Here is a 14,584-nt window from a genome sequence, read left to right as displayed (position 1 = left end):
GTCGTTTCTGGCGCGCCGTTTTTGTTTTTGTGGGGTTGCCATGTCCGGACGTACGCTTTACGACAAGCTCTGGGACGACCATGTCGTCCATACCGAGGAGGACGGCACGGCCGTGCTCTACATTGACCGCCACCTCGTGCATGAGGTGACCAGCCCGCAGGCCTTCGAGGGTCTTGATCTGGCGCACCGCAAGGTCTGGCGCCTGAGCGCCAATCTGGCGGTGAGCGACCACAACGTGCCCACCACCGACCGCAGCCAGGGTATCGCCGACCCGATCTCGCGCCTGCAGGTCGACACGCTCGACAAGAACTGCGATCGCCACGGCATCACGCAGTTCAAGATGTCTGACAAGCGCCAGGGCATTGTTCATGTCATCGGGCCTGAGCAGGGCGCAACGCTGCCGGGCATGACCGTTGTCTGCGGCGACAGCCACACATCGACGCACGGCGCGTTCGGTGCGCTGGCGCACGGCATCGGCACCAGCGAAGTCGAGCACGTGCTGGCCACGCAGACACTGCTGGCCAAGAAGGCCAGGAACATGCTGATCCGCGTGGACGGCCAATGCCCCAAGGGCGTCGGCGCCAAGGACATCGTGCTGGCCATCATCGGCAAGATCGGCACGGCCGGCGGCACGGGCTACACCATCGAGTTCGGTGGCAGTGCGATCCGCGCGCTCAGCATGGAAGGCCGCATGACGGTCTGCAACATGGCCATCGAAGGTGGCGCGCGCGCCGGCCTGGTGGCGGTGGACGACACCACCATCCAGTACGTCAAGGGTCGCCCCTACACGCCGACCGGCGTGGAGTGGGACCTGGCCGTGGCCTACTGGCGCGACCTGCAGTCGGACGCAGACGCCCATTGGGATGCCATCGTCGAACTCGACGCCAGCCAGATCCGCCCGCAAGTTACCTGGGGCACCTCGCCCGAAATGGTGCTGTCGATCGACGACCGAGTGCCCGATCCGGACAAGGAGCGTGATGCCGTCAAGCGCGGCGCCATCGAGCGCGCGCTGCAGTACATGGCCCTGGAGCCGAACAAGGCGATCAGCGACATCCGCATCGACAAGGTCTTCATCGGCTCGTGCACCAACAGCCGCATCGAGGACATGCGCGAAGCCGCCGCCGTGGTGCGTCGCGTGGGCGGCAAGATTGCGTCCAACGTCCGGCTGGCGCTGGTGGTGCCGGGCTCCGGCCTGGTCAAGGAGCAGGCCGAGCGCGAAGGGCTGGACAAGATCTTCATCTCCGCCGGTTTCGAGTGGCGCGAGGCCGGTTGCTCGATGTGCCTGGCCATGAACGCCGACCGGCTGGAGCCGGGCGAGCGTTGCGCCTCCACCAGCAACCGCAACTTCGAAGGCCGCCAGGGCGCCGGTGGCCGCACCCACCTGCTGAGCCCCGCGATGGCTGCCGCCGCCGCGATGGCCGGCCATTTCGTCGACGTGCGCCGCATCGCCTGAGAGGAGTCCGAGACATGAACCCGTTCACCGTGCACCAGGGCCTCGTGGCCCCGATGGATCGCGACAACGTCGACACCGACGCCATCATTCCCAAGCAGTTCCTGAAGTCGATCAAGCGCGCGGGCTTCGGCCCCAACCTGTTCGATGAATGGCGCTACCTCGACCAGGGCGAACCCGGCCAGGACCCGGCCACGCGCCGCGCCAACCCGGACTTCGTGCTGAACCAGCCGCGTTATCAGGGCGCCTCGATCCTGATCGCGCGCCAGAACTTCGGCTGCGGCTCCAGCCGCGAGCACGCGCCGTGGGCGCTGGAGCAGTACGGCTTCCGCGCGCTGATCGCGCCGAGCTTTGCCGACATCTTCTTCAACAACTGCTTCAAGAACGGCATCCTGCCGATCACGCTGCCCGAGCATGAAGTCGCCAAGCTGTTCGACGAGGTCTTCGGCTTCGTCGGCTACCAGCTGACGGTCGACCTGCCGCGCCAGGTGGTGATCAAGCCCGATGGCACCGAACTGCCGTTCGACGTGCAGCCCTTCCGCAAGTTCTGCCTGCTCAACGGCTTCGACGACATCGGCCTGACGCTGCGTCACGCCGACAAGATCCGCGCCTACGAGGCCGAGCGCCTGGCGACCAAGCCCTGGCTCAACCACCGTCTGGTCGGCTGAGGCCGCACTCCACTCCATTGCTGAAGTACACGTCATGAAAATCGCAATCCTGCCGGGTGACGGCATCGGTACCGAAATCGTCGCCGAGGCCGTCAAGGTGCTCAAGGTGCTCGACCTCTCGTTCGAGATGGAAGAGGCGCCCGTGGGCGGCGCAGCTTACGAACTGACTGGCCACCCGCTGCCCGAGTCGACGCTGAACCTGGCCAAGGCCGCCGACGCGATCCTGTTCGGTGCTGTCGGCGACTGGAAATACGACAAGCTCGACCGCCCGCTGCGCCCCGAGCAGGCGATCCTGGGTCTGCGCAAGCATCTGGGCCTGTTCGCCAACTTCCGCCCCGCCATTTGCTACGAGCAGCTTACGCACGCATCGAGCCTGAAGCCCGAGCTGGTGGCCGGCCTGGACATCCTGATCATCCGCGAGCTGACCGGCGACATCTACTTCGGCCAGCCGCGCGGCCGCCGCATCGCCACCGACGGGCACTTCCCCGGCTCGGAAGAGGCGTTCGACACCATGCGCTACAGCCGCCCGGAGATCGAGCGCATCGCCCACGTCGCCTTCCAGGCCGCGCGCCTGCGCAACAAGCGCGTCACCAGCGTCGACAAGGCCAACGTGCTGGAGACCTTCCAGCTCTGGAAGGATGTGGTCACCGAGATCGGCCTGCAGTACCCGGACGTCGAGCTGGACCACATGTACGTCGACAACGCCGCCATGCAACTGGTCAAGGCGCCCAAGAAGTTCGATGTGCTGTTCACCGGCAACATGTTCGGCGACATCCTGTCGGACGCGGCGGCCATGCTGACCGGCTCGATCGGCATGCTGCCCTCGGCCTCGCTGAACGCGCAGAACAAGGGCCTGTACGAGCCGAGCCACGGCAGTGCGCCCGACATCGCCGGCAAGGGTGTGGCCAACCCGCTGGCTACAATCTTGTCTGCTGCCATGATGCTCCGTTACTCCCTCAACCAAGCTGAAACTGCCGACCGCATCGAGTCGGCGGTTCGCGCTGTGCTGTCGGCGGGCTTGCGCACGCCCGACATCTGGTCCGAGGGAACGCAGCGGGTGGGCACGCGCGAGATGGGTGACGCCGTGGTTGCGGCGATTACCGGTAAAACGATTACCAAGAGCTGATCCGCTCCGTCTCGTCTCGCCCAGACCCCTTCACCCCCGGCGATACGAGCCGGGGAGGGTCTTGATGCAGCAGAACAGTCACGCTAGAAAGGCGCAGACATGAAACTCGTAGGTTTGGTTGGTTGGCGCGGCATGGTCGGATCCGTCCTGATGGATCGCATGCAGCAAGAGGGCGATTTCGGCCTGATCGAGCCGGTGTTCTTCAGCACCAGCAACGCCGGCGGCGCCGCCCCGGCCATGGCCAAGAATGAAACCCGGCTGCAGGATGCGTTCGATATCGATGCCCTCAAGCGTTGCGAAATCATCATCACGGCCCAGGGCGGCGACTACACCAGCGAGGTGTTCCCCAAGCTGCGCGCCGCCGGCTGGAACGGTCACTGGATCGACGCGGCCTCGACGCTGCGCATGAAAGATGACGCCGTCATCATTCTTGATCCGGTGAACATGCCCGTGATCAAGAACGCGCTGGCCCAGGGCGGCAAGAACTGGGTGGGCGGCAACTGCACCGTGAGTTGCATGCTGATCGGCGTGGGTGCGCTCTACAAGGCCGGTCTGGTCGAGTGGATGAGCACGCAGACCTACCAGGCCGCTTCAGGCGGTGGCGCGCAGCACATGCGCGAGTTGCTGACGCAGTTCGGCACGCTCAATGCCGAAGTGCGTGGCCTGCTCGATAACCCCAAGAGCGCCATTCTGGAAATCGACCGCCAGATCATCGCCAGGCAGCGTTCGCTGACCGAGGCCGAGACCGCCAATTTCGGCGTGCCGCTGGGTGGCTCGCTGATTCCCTGGATCGACAAGGATCTGGGTAATGGCATGTCCAAGGAAGAATGGAAAGGCATGGCCGAGACCAACAAGATTCTCGGCCAGGGCGAAGGTTTTTCGGCGCCTGCCGTGCCGGTCGATGGTTTCTGCGTGCGCGTGGGTGCCATGCGCTGCCACAGCCAGGCGCTGACCTTCAAACTCAAGAAGGATGTGCCGCTGGCGGATATCGAGGCCATGATCGCTGCCGATAATCCCTGGGTGAAGGTGGTTCCCAATAACCGCGAAGCCACCATTCGTGAACTCACGCCCGTGGCGGTTACTGGCACGCTGACGATTCCGGTGGGCCGTCTGCGCAAAATGGCCATGGGTCCGGAGTATCTGGGCGCATTCACCATTGGTGACCAACTGCTCTGGGGTGCGGCCGAGCCGTTGCGTCGCATGCTGCGTATTTTGCTCGACGCTTGACGAGCGGGGCTGACCTGCAGTCCGTTGTCCTCGGACAACGGACTGTGCGACAGGCTTCTCAGGCTGCCGTCCTCGCCGCAACGTGATGCGATGGATCAGCTTGTCTTTGTATCTTGTTGATGTTATTGTGATTTCAGCTTTTTTGAGTTGTGATTCATGAGAATACGGCTTGATTCTTTATTGCTAAATCTGACGGCAGCGGACGAATGGCATAGCCTGAATTCCGTCGCTCGGGAGTCGCCTTGAAAACACAGACAAAACACGTGGGGCAACTCGCTCTTAAACGTATGGCGGTCGTTGCCGCAGCTGCAGCTACCTTGTGCCTGGTGCCATCGGCTTGGGGTCTGAGCCTGGGTCGTTTGACCGTTCAGTCTGCGCTCGGAGAAGCCCTCAAGGCAGAGATTGACGTCACCAGTCTGTCGGCTGACGAGGCCGCCAACCTGCGCGTGCGCGTGGCGTCTGCCGATGCTTACCGCATCGCCGGTATCGACTACAACCCTGTGCTGCCGCAAACCAGGGTGGTGTTGCAGCGCCGTGCGGACGGTTCGCCCTACCTGAGCATCTCTGCCGATCGGCCCGTGCAGGAGCCTTTCGTCGACGTGATCCTCGAGATGTCCTGGGCCAGTGGCCGTCTGCTGCGTGAATACACGCTGCTGTTCGACCCGCCGGCAACGGCTGCAGCGCGCACGCCTGCCACCTCGGCCACGCCGCCGGTGGTGGCTGCCGTGACCCCTGCGCCTACACCAGCACCGACGCCAGCCCCTGCCGTAGTGGCACCAGCCCCTGTCGCGCCTGCGCCTGCCAAGTCTGTTACCCGCAAAACCGAGAGCCCGGCAACGCAGCGTCCGGCCAAGGGGGCTTCCACCGAGGGCTCCGAGTACCGCGTCAAGAGTGGCGACACCCTCTCCAGCATTGCTTCGCGCATGCAGCCGCAAGGCGTTTCGCTCGACCAGATGCTGGCGGGTCTCTACCGCGGCAACGCCCAGGCGTTCGTCGGCAACAACATGAATCGTCTGCGTGCGGGCGTCGTGCTGAACGTGCCTTCCAGCGAGCAACTCGCTGCAGTGGATTCGGGCGAAGCGCGTCAGCTGATCCAGGCGCAGAGCGCCGATTTCAACGCCTACCGCCGCCGTCTGGCGGGGGCCGTGCCTGAACAGCGCCGCGAGCCTGAAGCGCCACGGGTGTCCGCTGGCAAGGTGCAGGCCGAGGTCGAAGACCGCAAGCAGGCCCAGACGCCGACGCCGGATCGCCTGCGTCTGGATAAGGGCAAATCCAGCGCCGTGGGCGGTGCTGCCAGTGCTGAAGATGTGATCGCCAAGGAACGTGCGGCCAAGGAGTCGAGTGCCCGCGCCAGCGAAATCCAGCGCAACATGGAAGCGCTCAAGAAGCTGCAAGCTGCATCGGCCCCGGCGCCCGTTGGCCGTGCAGCGGCCAGCGCTGTGACCGCCATGCCGGCGGTCAAGCCGGCCCCTGTGGCTGCAGTGGCCTCAGCGCCTGCGCTCGCAGCGAGTCCTGTTGCCGTGGCAGCTTCGGTCGCCGCACCTGCACCGGTGGTGAGCGCTGCTTCGGCCGAGGCACCGGCTGCCTCCGAGGCCATGGCGGCTTCCGCTCCTGAGGTGATGGCCTCTGCAGTCGCTGCTGCACCGGCAGCGTCTCAGCCCGCCAGCGCCGTGGCGCCGGCGATGGCCGATGCCGAAGAGCCGTCCTTCCTGGAAAGCCTGTCGAGCAATCCGCTGGTCTTGCCCGGAGCCGGCTTGGTGTTGGCGCTGTTGGCCGGTCTCGGGTATTACCGTCTGCGTGGCAAGAAGCAGGAAGAAGCGGGCGTGACGTCGTTCCTGGAGAGCCGTCTGCAGCCGGATTCCTTCTTTGGCGCCAGCGGCGGCCAGCGCGTGGATACGCGTGATGCCTCGGGTGCGCCGTCGTCGATGAGCTACTCGCTCAGTCAGATCGATGCCATCGGCGATGTCGATCCCGTGGCCGAAGCCGACGTGTATCTGGCCTACGGCCGTGATCTGCAGGCCGAGGAAATCCTCAAGGAGGCGATGCGCGCCAACCCCGAGCGGCTCGCGATTCGCTCCAAGCTGCTGGAGGTCTACGCCAAGCGCCGCGACATCAAGGGCTTCGAGTTGCTGGCCGGTGAGTTGTACGGCCTGACCGGTGGCCATGGCGACGAGTGGTCGCACGCGCAGGAACTGGGTCGCTCGATCGATCCGGAGAACCCGCTTTATGAGCCCGGCGGCCAGCCGAGCGGTCCGTTGTCGGAGTCGGGTGCGGGCGAAATGCTGGGTGCGACGACGATGCCGCAGTCCATCGTGCCTTCGCCGTCGCGTTTCGAGCACAGCATGCCTGACCTCGATCTGAACGATGAAATGCCCTCATCGGGCAGTTCGGCCGATGTCGATCTGGACGTGTCCGTGCCTGCCGCATTCGACAACAGCGTCTCCATGTCCGGCACCAGCGCCTTCAGCAGCGCGCCGCTTGGGTTTGACGAGAGTTCGGTGTCGGCACGGGGTGGCCTGGGCACGAACAGCAACAGCATGGACTTCGAGCTGAAGGACCTGCCGGACATCAGCGGTGCTGCGACGGCGCCCGCGCCTGAAATCACCGGCTTCGGCATTGATCTGGGGGGTATCTCGCTGGATCTGGATGCTCCGTCGGCGCCTGCGCCTGCGGGCGTGACGGCCAACAGTCTGCTCGACCAGGCCGGCGACATGGACGACGGCACGGATCCGCTGGTCCGCAAGCTCGAACTGGCGGAGGAGTTCCACCAGATCGGTGACTTCGAAGGTGCGCGCGATCTGCTGCAGGACGTGGTCCAGAAGGCGGACGGCGCACTCAAGGCCCGTGCGCAGGCCTTGCTCGACAAGTTCTCGTGATTGAGCGAGTTCAGCGGCCGGCCGTGAGGCCGGCCGCGCCGTTTGCGGTCTTCACGGCCCAGTTGCTCGCGTGACGGCGCACCGAATCGCGCTCGGCATCGCCTATCGGGGCGGTGCCTACCGGGGCTGGCAAAGCCAGGCCTCGGGCGACACGGTGCAGGACAAGTTGGAGGTGGCGCTGTCGCGCTTCGCCACGGTGCCGATCAGCACGATCTGTGCGGGTCGCACCGATGCCGGCGTGCACGGCATCAATCAGGTCGTGCACCTCGACACTGACCGCATCCGGGATGATTTTTCCTGGGTGCGCGGCACCAACACCTATCTGCCGGCTGATATTTCGGTGCAGTGGTGCAAGCCTGTGCCCGAGCAGTTTCACGCGCGCTTCTCGGCTGTGGGTCGCCGCTACGCCTACATCCTGCTGGAGGCACCGCAACGCCCGGCGCTCGAAGCCGGTCTGGTCGGCTGGACTTTCCGGCCGCTGGATGGCGCGGCCATGCGTGCTGCGGCGCAGCATCTGCTGGGCGAGCATGACTTCTCGGCTTTCCGGTCTTCGCAATGCCAGGCGCATTCGCCGGTCAAGCACTTGCGCGAAATCAGCGTGGCCCGGTACGGTGCGTACTGGCGCTTCGAGTTCGAGGCCTCGGCCTTCCTGCATCACATGGTGCGCAACCTGATGGGTTGCCTGATCGCCGTGGGTTCGGGTGTGCGCGATTCGCAATGGCTGCTGGGCGTGCTGAAGTCGCGCCAGCGCGCGCTTGCCGCGCCGACGTTCTCGGCCGATGGCCTCTACTTCATGGGGCCGCAGTACGACGCTACCTTCGCGTTGCCCACCCATGTCCCTGCACTCGACTGGCTGCCGGGCGCCTCACGACAATGAATTCCATGCGCACAAGAATCAAGATCTGTGGCCTGACCCGCGAGGCCGATGTGGACGATGCCGTGGCCGCCGGTGCCGATGCGATCGGCCTGGTGTTCTACGCCCACAGCGCACGCCATGTCAGCCTGGAGCGCGCCCGTGCGCTGGTGGCCTTGCTGCCGCCGTTCGTGATGCCGGTGGGCCTGTTCGTCAACGCCACGCCCGACGAAGTGCGCGCCGCCTGCGACGCCATTCCTGGCCTGCTGCTGCAGTTTCACGGCGATGAGACCGTGGCGGACTGCGAGGCGGCGGCGCGGCCCTATCTGCGCGCGGCCCGCATGGCGCCGGGCTTCGATTTGCTAGACTTTGCGACGCGTTTTTCTAGCGCCCAAGCTGTGCTGCTCGACGCCCATGTCGAGGGCTATGGTGGCGGCGGAAAGGTTTTCGATTGGTCTGTCATTCCCTCAGGCGTGCCCCGTCCGGTCGTTTTGTCTGGTGGGTTGAATCCTGCAAATGTCATCGATGGCGTGCTGCGCGTCCGGCCCTGGGCCGTTGACGTGAGTTCTGGTGTGGAGTCGGCCAAAGGCATCAAGGATGCCGTGCTGATGCGCCAGTTTTGTGAAGCCGTCCGTGAAGCCGACGCCCGTCGCGCCGACGCAGACAGCGCTTATTGAGTCTTGAGGCCTGCGGGCCTCCTCAGCCGAGAGGCCTTGCCATGTTCGAATACAACCAACCCGATGTCCGTGGGCATTTCGGGATTTACGGCGGCAGTTTCGTCTCCGAAACCCTGAGCCACGCGCTCGATGAACTCAACGCCGTCTACGAGCGCTATCGCCACGACCCGGAGTTCCAGGCCGAGTTCCGCAATGAACTGGCCCATTTCGTCGGCCGCCCCAGCCCGATCTATCACGCTGCGCGCATGAGCCGCGAGACCGGCGGTGCGCAGATCTACCTCAAGCGCGAAGACCTCAACCACACCGGCGCGCACAAGATCAACAACACCATCGGCCAGGCGCTGCTGGCCAAGCGCATGGGCAAGCCGCGCGTGATTGCCGAGACCGGTGCCGGTCAGCACGGCGTGGCCACGGCCACCATCTGCGCCCGTTACGGCCTGGAATGCGTGGTCTACATGGGCAGCGAGGACGTCAAGCGCCAGAGCCCGAACGTCTACCGCATGAAGCTGCTGGGTGCGACCGTCGTGCCCGTGGAGTCCGGCAGCAAGACGCTGAAGGACGCGCTCAACGAGGCGATGCGCGACTGGGTCACCAACGTCGAGAACACCTTCTACATCATCGGCACGGTGGCCGGCCCGCACCCGTACCCGGCGATGGTGCGCGACTTTCAGCGCGTCATCGGCGACGAGTGCCTGGTGCAGATGCCGGCCATGACCGGCCAGCAGCCGGACGCGGTAATCGCCTGCGTCGGCGGCGGCAGTAACGCCATGGGCATCTTCTACCCCTACATTCCGCACGAGCAGGTGCGCCTGATCGGCGTCGAGGCAGCGGGCGAGGGCATGGAGACCGGCAAGCATTCGGCTTCGCTGCAAAAGGGCGCGCCCGGCGTGCTGCACGGCAACCGCACCTATGTGCTGCAGGACGCCAACGGCCAGATCACCGAGACGCACTCGGTTTCGGCCGGCCTGGACTATCCCGGCGTCGGCCCCGAGCACGCGTACCTCAAGGACATCGGCCGCGCTGAATACGTCGGCATCACCGACACGGAAGCGCTCGAAGCCTTCCACTACCTGTGCCGCACCGAAGGCATCATTCCCGCGCTGGAATCCAGCCACGCCGTCGCCTACGCGATGAAGCTGGCCAAGACCATGCGCCCGGACCAGCGCATTCTGGTCAACCTGTCAGGTCGGGGGGACAAGGACATCGGCACGGTGGCTGATCTGTCGGGAGCCGACTTTTATTGTCGACCGTCCTGCCGCGGGCAGGGCATCAAGGGCGGCGTGCAGCCGATCGAGATCCAACGCCAAGGAGGTGCCGCATGAGCCGCATTGCCGCCACTTTTGCCCGCTTGGCTGAACAGGGCCGCAAGGCACTGATTCCCTACGTGACCGCCGGTCACCCGTATGGCGACGTCAGCGTCGAATTGATGCATGGCCTGGCCCAGGCCGGCGCCGATGTGATCGAACTCGGCGTGCCGTTCTCGGACCCGATGGCCGATGGCCCGGTGATCCAGCGCGCCAGTGAGCGCGCACTCAGCTTTGGCACCGGCCTGAACGACGTGCTCGACATGGTGCGCGACTTCCGCCGTGATGACGCCAACACGCCGGTGGTGCTGATGGGCTACGCCAACCCGGTCGAGCGTTATGGCTCGGCGCGCTTCATTGCCGATGCGGCAGTCGCTGGCGTGGACGGCGTTCTGATCGTCGACTACCCGCCGCAGGAGTGCGAGGAGTTCGCCGCCGGCCTGCGCGCGGTCGGCCTCGACCCGATCTTCCTGCTGGCGCCGACCTCGACCGACGCCCGCATGGCCGAGGTGGGCCGCATCGCCACCGGCTACGTCTACTACGTGTCGCTCAAGGGCGTGACCGGCGCAGGCCATCTGGATACCGACGCCGTGGCGCGCATGGTGCCGCGCATTCGCACGCATGTGAACGTGCCGGTGGGCGTGGGCTTCGGCATTCGCGACGCGGCCACGGCGGTGGCGGTGGCGGCGGCATCGGACGCGGTCGTGATCGGCTCTCGTATCATCCAGCTGATTGAAAACGAGCCGCGCGAGCGGGTGGCGCCGGTTGCCGCCGGCTTCATCGCCGAGATTCGCGCTGCGCTCGATGCCGCTTACGGCGGCCCTGACAACCGCCTCGGCACCGCACCAGGAGACTCCGCATGAGTTGGCTCGACAAGCTTCTGCCCCCCCGAATTCAGCCTACCGACCCGACCGAGCGCCGCTCGGTGCCCGAGGGCCTGTGGGTCAAGTGCCCGGCCTGCGAGACCGTGCTCTACAAGACCGACCTGGAGCAGAACCTCAACGTCTGCCCCAAGTGCTCGCACCACCACCGCACCGATGCGCGTGCCCGGCTCGACCAGTTCCTGGATCCGGAAGGCCGCTACGAACTCGGCCAGGAAGTGCTGCCGGTGGACGCGCTCAAGTTCAAGGACAGCAAAAAATACACCGAGCGCCTCAAAGAGGCGATGGAAACCACCGGCGAGACCGATGCGCTGGTGGTCATGGGCGGCTCGGTGCTGAGCATTCCTCTGGTGGTGGCGGCGTTCGAGTTCGACTTCATGGGTGGCTCGATGGGTTCGGTGGTCGGCGAGCGCTTCGTGCGCGGCGTGGAAGCGGCCATCGAACAGAAGGTGCCGTTCGTCTGCTTCACCGCCACCGGCGGTGCGCGCATGCAGGAAGGTCTGCTGTCGCTGATGCAGATGGCCAAGACCAATGCGTCGCTCACGCGTCTGGCCAAGGCCAAACTGCCCTACATCAGCGTGCTGACCGACCCGACCATGGGCGGCGTCTCGGCCGGCTTCGCCTTCGTGGGCGATGTGGTGATGGCCGAGCCCAAGGCGCTGATCGGCTTTGCCGGCCCGCGCGTGATCGAGAACACCGTGCGCGAGAAGCTGCCCGAGGGCTTCCAGCGCAGCGAGTTCCTGCTGGAGAAGGGCGCCATCGACATGATCGTCGACCGCCGTGAACTGCGCAGCACCATTGCCCGCACGCTGGCCATGCTGCAGCGCCAGAGCGCCGACGCGGTGTCCTGACCGCCGGCCTGAACGGGCCGATCGATGAGGGGCGTCACAGGGCGCCCCTTGTTTTTTCTCACTCACTTTCACGGTGGTGCGTCCGACGCACCGAACTCATGCCCGAGAACTTGCCTCAGACGCTGGAGGGCTGGCTGGCCCATTGCGAGCGCCTTCATCCGGTCACGATCGACCTGACGCTGGAGCGCGTCGCCCGTGTGCGCGACCGCCTGGGTCTGGCCTTCGAAGTGCCGGTCTTCACCGTGGCCGGCACCAACGGCAAGGGCTCGACCTGCGCCATGCTCGAAGCCATCCTGCTGCAGGCGGGCTACCGCGTCGGGGTCTATACCTCGCCGCATCTGGTGCATTTCCAGGAGCGCCTGCGCCTCAACGGCGACATCGTGCAGGCCGAGCAGCTGCTGCCGCATTTCGAGGCGGTGGAAGCAGCACGCCAGGACGAGGCGCTGACCTACTTCGAATTCACCACGCTGGCGCTGCTGCGCTGCATGGCCGGCCAGCCGCTGGACGCGGTGGTGCTGGAAGTCGGGCTGGGCGGGCGGCTCGATGCCGTCAACGTGATCGACCCCGACTGCGCGGTGATCACCAGCGTGGCGCTCGACCACATGGACTACCTGGGCCCCGACCGAGAGTCTATCGGCCGCGAGAAGGCCGGCATCATGCGCGCCGGTCGCGCGGTGGTGGTGTCGGACCCGCAGCCACCGGCGTCCGTCTTGGCTCGGGCGCAGGAACTTGGCGCCGATCTGTGGCTGATGGGCCGCGATTTCAATTATTCCGGCGACCGCCAGCAGTGGAACTGGAGTGGTCGGGGCCGGCGCCATAACGCGCTCGCCTACCCGGCCTTGCGGGGAGCGAACCAGTTGCTCAACGCCTCGGGCGTGCTGGCCGCGCTGGACGCACTACGCTCGCGCCTGCCGGTGTCGGCGCAGGCTGTGCGCAACGGTCTGGCCATGGTGGAGTTGCCGGGCCGCTTCCAGATCGTGCCGGGTCAGCCGACGCTGGTGCTGGACGTGGCACACAACCCGCACGCAGCCGCCGTGCTGGCGCAAAACCTCGACCAGATGGGCTTCTTCCCGCGCACGCACGCCGTGCTGGGCGCCATGGCCGACAAGGATCTGGCCGGGCTGGTCACGCCGCTGCTGGCGCACGTCGACACCTGGCACTGCACCAGCCTGCCGATCGCCCGTGCGGCAAGCGCGCAGCAACTGGCCGAGGTGATCGAGCGCGCCCGCGTGCAAGCAGCCGCGCAGAGCACCGTGCCCTTGCCCCAGGCGCAGATCGTGATGCACGACACCCCTCAGCACGCGCTGGCTGCGGCGGTACTTGGGGCAAACCCCACTGATAGAATTATGGTCTTTGGTTCTTTCCACACCATTGGCGGTGTGTTGCAGAACGGGTTGCCGCGCTTGGGCGCGGCGCATCTCGGGTGAGACCGATTCTTGTGTGATCCCGATGGGTTTTTCCTCGTTATTTCAGCGTCAACCTGACCGTGCCAGCCGCCCGAAGCGGCAAGCCGCGCCGCTCGATCCGGCCAGCGTCGAGGTGCTGCGCGCCCGCGCCCGCCGCCGTTTCGTCGGCGCTGCCGTGCTGGTGATCGGCGCGGTGGTCGTGCTGCCGCTGGTGCTGGAGTCCGAGCCGCGTCCGCTGCCGTCCAGCGTGGCCATCCAGATGCCTGCGCGTGACGTGGCCCGGGATGGCGCTGCGCCCGTCAGCCCCGAGCGCCCGGCGACGGCGCTGCCTGCGGCCCCCGCAGTTGAAACGCCCGCGCCGTTGGTGAAGCCCGAGCCCAGTCCTGCCGCCAAACCGTCCCCGAAGCCTGCCGCCGAGGCGCCTCGCGCCGAGCCCAAGCCGCCCGCCGCGCGCAAGCCCGAGAGCGCCACGCGCTACGTCATCCAGGTGGGCGCTTACGCCGATTCGGCCAAGGTGAAAGAGGCCCGCCAGCGCATCGAGAAGCTCGGCCTGTCGTCGCTGCAGCAGGACGTCGAGACCAGCAGTGGCCGTCGCACCCGCGTGCGCCTGGGGCCCTACGCCACCCGTGAAGAGGCCGACCGGGTGGCTGCGCGTCTGCGTGCAGCGGGCCTGAGCGCGGCGTTGCTGGCGATCTGACGCGTCATGCAGGGGTGGGTGTGGGTTGATGTCGTGTGGCTGGCGGTGCTGGTGCTGTCGGTGGTGCTGGGCCTGCTGCGTGGTGTGGTGCAGGAGTTGATGTCGGTGCTGGGCTGGTTGGTGGCCTGGCTGGCGGCGCAGGCATGGTCCGGGCCGGTGGCGCATCAGATTCCCGGCCTGCCGCAGGACTCGAGCCTGCAGAAGGCACTCGGTTTCATGATGACCTTTGTGGTCGTGCTGCTGTGCTGGCGCATGCTGAGCTGGCTGCTGCAGAAGATCGTGCAGGCCACGCCGCTGGCGCCAGTTGACCGCCTGCTGGGCGGTGTGTTCGGGCTGGTGCGTGGCGTGCTGATCGTGATGGTGATGGTGGCGTTGGTGGACTATTCGCCGCTGGCGCGTCAGGCGTTCTGGCAGGCCTCTGCGGGCGTGGCGTGGGCGCAGCGCCTGATCGGCAGCGTGCAGCCCTTGCTGGTGAGCGCTGCAGCGCCAGATGAATTCGAGAATTTGCCGGTGCGCTTCTAGCGCGCCGTTGTAGTTTCCCGGCCTGACTCCTTGCGGATCAGGCCTC

13 protein-coding genes are annotated in these 14,584 nt (G+C 66.1%); all 13 read left to right on the top strand.

All coding sequences use genetic code 11. The features are described 5' to 3' along the window. Window positions 1–40 precede the first annotated feature (40 nt). The 13 genes from leuC (at window position 41) to AC5IG3_RS16230 (ending at window position 14,538) form a co-directional block, all read left to right on the top strand. Window positions 41–1,453, top strand: a complete 1,413-nt coding sequence (gene leuC, locus AC5IG3_RS16290) for a 3-isopropylmalate dehydratase large subunit (RefSeq protein ID WP_491907338.1) — start codon at window positions 41–43, stop codon at window positions 1,451–1,453. A 14-nt stretch (window positions 1,454–1,467) separates the two neighbouring features. After that, window positions 1,468–2,118 carry a 3-isopropylmalate dehydratase small subunit gene (gene leuD, locus AC5IG3_RS16285; protein ID WP_491907337.1) on the top strand — a complete coding sequence of 217 codons (651 nt, stop codon included), beginning with the start codon at window positions 1,468–1,470 and terminating at the stop codon, window positions 2,116–2,118. A gap of 34 nt (window positions 2,119–2,152) precedes the next feature. Continuing rightward, entirely contained in the window at window positions 2,153–3,244 is a 1,092-nt protein-coding gene (gene leuB / locus AC5IG3_RS16280) for a 3-isopropylmalate dehydrogenase (protein WP_491907336.1), read from the top strand. 99 nt (window positions 3,245–3,343) lie between these two features. Beyond that, on the top strand, window positions 3,344–4,471 hold the full coding sequence (gene asd, locus AC5IG3_RS16275) for an aspartate-semialdehyde dehydrogenase (RefSeq protein ID WP_491907335.1): 1,128 nt from the start codon (window positions 3,344–3,346) through the stop codon (window positions 4,469–4,471). 287 nt (window positions 4,472–4,758) lie between these two features. Continuing rightward, window positions 4,759–7,347: a FimV/HubP family polar landmark protein gene (locus tag AC5IG3_RS16270; RefSeq protein WP_491907334.1), complete on the top strand. Its 2,589-nt coding sequence runs from the start codon at window positions 4,759–4,761 to the stop codon at window positions 7,345–7,347. Window positions 7,348–7,417: 70 nt separating this feature from the next. Beyond that, window positions 7,418–8,224: a tRNA pseudouridine(38-40) synthase TruA gene (truA, locus tag AC5IG3_RS16265; RefSeq protein WP_491907333.1), complete on the top strand. Its 807-nt coding sequence runs from the start codon at window positions 7,418–7,420 to the stop codon at window positions 8,222–8,224. Between the two features lie 5 nt (window positions 8,225–8,229). Next, on the top strand, window positions 8,230–8,877 hold the full coding sequence (locus AC5IG3_RS16260) for a phosphoribosylanthranilate isomerase (RefSeq protein ID WP_491907332.1): 648 nt from the start codon (window positions 8,230–8,232) through the stop codon (window positions 8,875–8,877). A gap of 41 nt (window positions 8,878–8,918) precedes the next feature. After that, a complete protein-coding gene (gene trpB, locus AC5IG3_RS16255) occupies window positions 8,919–10,199 on the top strand; it encodes a tryptophan synthase subunit beta (protein WP_491907331.1) in 1,281 nt (426 codons plus the stop codon). Then, window positions 10,196–11,044: a tryptophan synthase subunit alpha gene (gene trpA, locus AC5IG3_RS16250; protein ID WP_491907330.1), complete on the top strand. Its 849-nt coding sequence runs from the start codon at window positions 10,196–10,198 to the stop codon at window positions 11,042–11,044. The genes trpB and trpA overlap by 4 nt, the downstream gene beginning before the upstream one ends. Beyond that, window positions 11,041–11,913, top strand: a complete 873-nt coding sequence (gene accD, locus AC5IG3_RS16245; RefSeq protein WP_491907329.1) for an acetyl-CoA carboxylase, carboxyltransferase subunit beta — start codon at window positions 11,041–11,043, stop codon at window positions 11,911–11,913. The genes trpA and accD overlap by 4 nt, the downstream gene beginning before the upstream one ends. A 98-nt stretch (window positions 11,914–12,011) precedes the next feature. After that, complete coding sequence (gene folC / locus AC5IG3_RS16240; protein WP_491907328.1) at window positions 12,012–13,340, top strand: bifunctional tetrahydrofolate synthase/dihydrofolate synthase; 1,329 nt, start codon at window positions 12,012–12,014, stop codon at window positions 13,338–13,340. A 22-nt stretch (window positions 13,341–13,362) separates the two neighbouring features. Then, window positions 13,363–14,016, top strand: coding sequence for an SPOR domain-containing protein (locus tag AC5IG3_RS16235; RefSeq protein ID WP_491907327.1), 654 nt, complete (start codon window positions 13,363–13,365; stop codon window positions 14,014–14,016). 18 nt (window positions 14,017–14,034) lie between these two features. Next, on the top strand, window positions 14,035–14,538 hold the full coding sequence (locus AC5IG3_RS16230; RefSeq protein WP_491907326.1) for a CvpA family protein: 504 nt from the start codon (window positions 14,035–14,037) through the stop codon (window positions 14,536–14,538). The last annotated feature ends 46 nt before the right edge of the window (window positions 14,539–14,584 follow it).

Source organism: Leptothrix sp. (in: b-proteobacteria) (genome assembly GCF_965250675.1).
Classification (GTDB): domain Bacteria; phylum Pseudomonadota; class Gammaproteobacteria; order Burkholderiales; family Burkholderiaceae_C; genus Sphaerotilus.
Note: the sequence above shows the minus strand (reverse complement) of the source record. Positions and strands in the feature narration are given on the sequence as shown.

Coding starts and splice junctions, on each gene's coding strand:
- AC5IG3_RS16235 (WP_491907327.1), top strand. CDS start 13,363: ATGGGTTTTTCCTCGTTATTTCAGCGTCAACCTGACCGTGCCAGCCGC.
- AC5IG3_RS16260 (WP_491907332.1), top strand. CDS start 8,230: ATGCGCACAAGAATCAAGATCTGTGGCCTGACCCGCGAGGCCGATGTG.
- leuB (WP_491907336.1), top strand. CDS start 2,153: ATGAAAATCGCAATCCTGCCGGGTGACGGCATCGGTACCGAAATCGTC.
- asd (WP_491907335.1), top strand. CDS start 3,344: ATGAAACTCGTAGGTTTGGTTGGTTGGCGCGGCATGGTCGGATCCGTC.
- folC (WP_491907328.1), top strand. CDS start 12,012: ATGCCCGAGAACTTGCCTCAGACGCTGGAGGGCTGGCTGGCCCATTGC.
- trpB (WP_491907331.1), top strand. CDS start 8,919: ATGTTCGAATACAACCAACCCGATGTCCGTGGGCATTTCGGGATTTAC.
- accD (WP_491907329.1), top strand. CDS start 11,041: ATGAGTTGGCTCGACAAGCTTCTGCCCCCCCGAATTCAGCCTACCGAC.
- AC5IG3_RS16270 (WP_491907334.1), top strand. CDS start 4,759: ATGGCGGTCGTTGCCGCAGCTGCAGCTACCTTGTGCCTGGTGCCATCG.
- trpA (WP_491907330.1), top strand. CDS start 10,196: ATGAGCCGCATTGCCGCCACTTTTGCCCGCTTGGCTGAACAGGGCCGC.
- leuD (WP_491907337.1), top strand. CDS start 1,468: ATGAACCCGTTCACCGTGCACCAGGGCCTCGTGGCCCCGATGGATCGC.
- leuC (WP_491907338.1), top strand. CDS start 41: ATGTCCGGACGTACGCTTTACGACAAGCTCTGGGACGACCATGTCGTC.